This window comes from Cystobacter fuscus DSM 2262 (genome assembly GCF_000335475.2).
Taxonomy (GTDB): Bacteria; Myxococcota; Myxococcia; order Myxococcales; family Myxococcaceae; genus Cystobacter; species Cystobacter fuscus.
In genome coordinates, this window is sequence record NZ_ANAH02000041.1 from 1 (window position 1) to 4,705 (window position 4,705).

The 4,705-nt window shown below is 65.8% G+C and carries 5 protein-coding genes; all 5 read left to right on the plus strand.

The annotated features are described in order from the left end of the window. Nucleotides 1-160: 160 nt before the first annotated feature. Nucleotides 161-1,255, plus strand: coding sequence for a hemopexin repeat-containing protein (locus D187_RS36840; protein ID WP_002628631.1), 1,095 nt, complete (start codon nt 161-163; stop codon nt 1,253-1,255). Nucleotides 1,256-1,523: 268 nt separating this feature from the next. Then, nucleotides 1,524-2,423 carry a DUF3626 domain-containing protein gene (locus D187_RS36845; RefSeq protein WP_043433426.1) on the plus strand — a complete coding sequence of 300 codons (900 nt, stop codon included), beginning with the start codon at nt 1,524-1,526 and terminating at the stop codon, nt 2,421-2,423. Nucleotides 2,424-2,551: 128 nt separating this feature from the next. After that, nucleotides 2,552-3,742 (plus strand): tetratricopeptide repeat protein, encoded by a 1,191-nt coding sequence (locus D187_RS36850; protein WP_002628629.1) that lies wholly within the window; start codon nt 2,552-2,554, stop codon nt 3,740-3,742. A 181-nt stretch (nt 3,743-3,923) separates the two neighbouring features. Further along, on the plus strand, nt 3,924-4,139 hold the full coding sequence (locus tag D187_RS36855) for a hypothetical protein (RefSeq protein ID WP_002628628.1): 216 nt from the start codon (nt 3,924-3,926) through the stop codon (nt 4,137-4,139). Nucleotides 4,140-4,228: 89 nt separating this feature from the next. Then, the coding region (locus tag D187_RS36860) for a hypothetical protein (protein WP_043433427.1) at nt 4,229-4,705 on the plus strand (477 nt) is incomplete at its 3' end.

The window sequence follows — 4,705 nt, forward strand, 5'->3', positions numbered from 1 at the left end:
CTGGCGCACACGAATCGTCTGACACCTTCTCTGGGCGCCACTGCACGGCCCGCCCCAGCCACACCGCCCGCGGTCTGTCAATTCAACAAACCGAGAATGGCGGGGCGTCCCGACGCTCCCCTATGTATCGCCCGGCTTGTTCGGTCCTCACGGAGGGGTCATGGAAAACACCATCAAATATGTGAAGTTGACGCTGGGCAACGAGGAGCTGGGGGTCGAGTACGACTACAGGCATTTCTTTACTTCCGAGTGCGTCACCACCTACAGCAAGTATCTCTGTCTGTCGAACGCGGGGGCCCTGCCGGCGTACTTCAAGATGGAGATCTTCGACAACAACCGGTGTTCCTTCCAGTTCCATGACGGCCCCTACAAGGGCCAGTGGATCCACTACGACGGTGGATACCTCTACGTCACCTCGAAGTATGACTATCTGGCGGGCGACTTCAGCGCCAATGGCTCCTCCGTGAAGCCGTGGACGAACCAGAATGGGAGCAAGCACTGGTTCAAGAAGGGCTCCAAATACAAGAACGACTACTTCGGTGATTTCTTCTACGTCGTGACGACGAAGAACGAGAGCGAGGGGATCACCTTCGGCATCGAGGACATCTCGGATCGCATCGGGGTGCGCCCGCCCAAGGTCCAGCCGAAAAAGAAGGCCTACTTCTTCAAGGGCGATCAGTTCATCGCGTTCGACATCGAAGCGGACAGGGCCGACCCGGGCTACCCGCGGTCCATCCGGGAGAGCTGGCCGGGGTTGAAGGACTTCTCCGGCGCGATCGATGCCATCATCGATGTCAACCGGGAGAAGCTCTACTTCTTCAGTGGCTCGAAGTACCTCCGCTACGATGCCGCCACCGCTCAGTTCGACGCGGAGCCCAAGCCGACTGACGGCGGTGAATGGCCGGGGCTCGAGTCCTTCGCGAGCGGGTTTGATGCCGCCGTCGATTTCGACGACAGGAAGGCCTACTTCTTCAAGGGCTCACGCTACATCGCCTACGACAAGCGAACCGGGCGCGCCTTCGAGGGATACCCCACCGAGATCTCCGACAACTGGCATGGCGTCGGCTCGTTCGCGACGGGGATCGACGCCGCCGTCAATCTGGGCAAGGGCACGGTCTATCTCTTCAAGGGCTCGCAGTACATTCGCTACGATGTCGCGAGCGACCGGGCCGCGACGGGTCCGCTGCCCATCAAGGGCAATTGGGCCGGTCTGGAGGCGTTCGCCGACGGAATCGACGGGGCGATCGTGTTCTAGACGGGCCCGGGCCCTCGGCACGCACAGCCGTCACATCTGGAGAGCGCCCTCTACCGGTTCGTGCCGGCGTCCTGACGGCGCCGGCGGGGGAGGCCCTGGCCCTGGCCAGACGTCGTGCTGGCCAGGGCCATACCGCCTCCTGCCGTCCCAGCCCCTGAGAAACTCCCGATTCCTGGAAAAAATAATTTTCTCGTCGGAACGGCTTGGAATGAGGTGGGGCTGAGCTTAAAATGAAACGTGTCAACAGCCTCGCGCGGGAGTCCCAACCATGCCGCCCATTGACCGATATCCACGCCCCAACATGTTCACCCAGCGAGATCACCACTACTCGATGGGCAGACCGACGAGTACGCACCAGCGGCAGTTCCTCGAGGAGGCCGAGGAGAACGCCGCGCGTCAATCGGGCCGGCACACCGAGGCGCTGTACGCGCGCGGGGAAAGCCGCGGGTATTCCAGGGCGGAGGTGGATGCGGGGCGGAGGCGGATGGCCGAGACGCATAGCACCATCAACTTCAACCCCGCGGCGCGGCTGGACGACGGCACCTCGGTGATGGAGGCGATGGCCGATGACGACTACCACCGCAACATGTTCGAGACGAACATCAGCGGGGCGCAGCTTGGCCAGGCCCAACGCCAAACCGTCGAGAACTCGCTGTACGACAACCACTACCGCGGGGTTCCGGCCTACGCCCACCCCTCGTACGGCGCGCTCAACATGACCAACAGCCCCCATGGCGTGGCGCCCTTTGCCGGCGACGCCCACCTGAGAATCAGGCCAGAAACCCACGACCGGGCCACGTATAGCTATTTCGACTCGGCGCGTGCCAACCGGAGCGAGGACCTGGGGACGCGCAATCACAACGACCACGTGCTCTACAGAACCACCAACCACACCTTCGACAATGTGATGGGCAGGCGCCCCTCCAGCCCCGCGGATCCCCACGGCGACTACGTCGAGGTGCAGTACCACGGACGGGTGCGTTACGGCGAGGACGTCGACAGCCTGAACGTGCACGACAGGCACCGCGACACCGAGATCGGGGGGCATGCGCGCCGCTTCCGCGACAACCACGGAACGAAGCTCTACTGGGTTGACGATCGCGGAGAGAGGCGCCCCTCCTACGGGGGTGACGGGGGCTACGACCGCCACCCGGGCTACTATCGCTGAGGTGGTGCTTCGTGGGGGCTGGTCCGCTCGGCTCCCCCGCGAAGTCCTCTGTTCCCGAGTTTCTCATGTATGGGTTTGGCTCCCGGTGCCTGGCGCCGGTCGATTGATCCGCGAGGAGAAGACACATCATGGAGTCCCTCAATCAATTGCTGGCGGCGGGCCGTTTCAAGGAGGCCTCGGAGCAGGCCACGAAGCGTGTGACCCAGAAGCCAGGAGATACCGAGGCCCTCATCGCGCTCGCCCGGGTGGCCGTGGCCTCTGGGGAGAACGAGAAGGCCGAACAATTGCTGACGCGCGCGGACCCCTCCGGCAAGGGCAGCGATCCGGAAGTGCTCCTGGCGCGCGCGACCCTGGCCATGCGGCGCCAGCAATGGGAGAAGGCGTGGGAGTTCTACCGCCCGCTCGTCGAGACGCCCACGCCCCGGGTCGAGGCGTTGTATGGCCTGGGCATCGCGCTGTGCGCCCTGGGCGAGCCGCTCAAGGCGTGTGCCGCGCTCGATGACGCCATGCAGCTGGCCCCCACGCACCCCGACATCCGCTACGAGCTGGGACGGGCCTACATGCTGTACGGCAACCAGGTCGAGGCGGGGTACCACTTCATCCGGGGCCTGCGGCTCAACCCCAAGGACGAGCGGGGCTACCATGCCGTGGCCTACCTGGCCTCGGGACGGGGCAAGCGGCGCTCGGCCCGGCGCGTGCTGGAGCTGGGTCTGAAGCAGGTGCCCGGCTCCAAGCTGCTGCGCGACGCGCTCCAGTCCCTCACCGAGGCGCCGTCCGCGAAGGACACGCCGGAGGCGCGAGAGCAGCGGGCCGTCTTCGAGCAGGCCTCGGAGATGGTGAAGGGGCTGCGGACCCGCGAGGCGCTCGAGTTGATGAAAGCCGCGTACAAGCGGGGCATGCGCGCCACCGTGTGGCTCAAGCTGCTGGAGGCCGAGGCGTGCGAGCGCCAGAAGTCCCCGGACTTCGCCGGAGCCCTGCGCGCCTACGAGGAGGCCCTGGTGCTGGATCCCAAGGACTGGGTGGCCCACAACAACATGGCCCTGTTCCTCTTGCGCCAGAGGGGCCCGGACGCGTTGGAGCGTGCCATCAAGGCGCTGGAGCAGGCGCACGACTGCGCGCCCCAGGAGCCCGAGCCGGTGTTGAACCTGGCCATCTCCTACGCCAAGGCCAGGCAGAAGGAGAAGGCGCAGGAGCTGGCTCGCCGGCTCGTCGACAACCTTCCCGCACAGCACCCCTTCGTGCCCGCGGCGCAGGCGCTGCTGGGGAACGGCGCGCCGCGCCCCTCCCTCTGGAAGGTGAAGAGCACCAAGGGCAAGTAGCCAGCGCGGCTCCAGAAGCGCACGCCCCCGCGGCCCTCATCCTGGAGGGCCGCCTGGGCTGATCTGCTCTTCATCTCGCACGAGTCCGTGGAGGGGCTGCACCTGAGCCGCGAGCTCCTGCTGCGCGGCGGGCGCATCCAGGAGGCGGGCGGAGAGGAGCCTGGAGGAAGAGCTGCGGACGGTGGGGGAGCAGATCGACAACGCGGGCGAGCGGGCCGTGCGCCACCGCCGCCAACTCGCCCTCCTGCGGCAGAGACACCGGGTGGAGGAGGCCCAAGCCCACGAGAGCCTGGTCGAACTCCACCCGGGCTACAAGGTGCGAGGCGAGATTGTCACCGGGCAACTGCGGCTCTACGAGTCCGTCCTGGCGAAGCTCTTCGATCGCGTCGAGGGGTAGCTTGCGGCTGGTTTGTGCTCACGGGTCCGCATGGGGGGGCCTCGGCATTGTCTTATGGTGGGCTTCTGCTTTCCAGGGAGGTCCATACGATGAGGCTGTCACCGCAACGCAAGGTGGGGATCACGGGGCTGTGGGTCGCGAGCCTGCTGCTGTCATCGCTGGCGGGGACGTCCGCGCTCGCGGCCTACGTCCCGCCCGCCGATCAGGGCGTGGGCGTTCCACCTCCCACGCTGGCCAGCAAGGCCCGGGGATTGACGGCCGATGGCAGCAACAACGACGTCGGCTACTGCCATGCCGGCTACTGCATCTCCTCGGTTTCGAGCACCTATTACAACGCCAGGAAGATCCAGTTCAACGTGGACCTGATCGCCCACCGCGACGACCCCAACCTGCACCAGGTGTTGGCCCGGGCGTTTCATCCGTACTACGTCACCAGGGACGAGAACTTCAGCGCCAATGACTGTCTCGGCGGCTGGCGGCTGTGCAATCCGAAGGCGGTCTACGACATGGAGGTGCGGACGATCAGTTCCTGCTCGGGCATGCCCACGGACTGCATCACCCAGGCC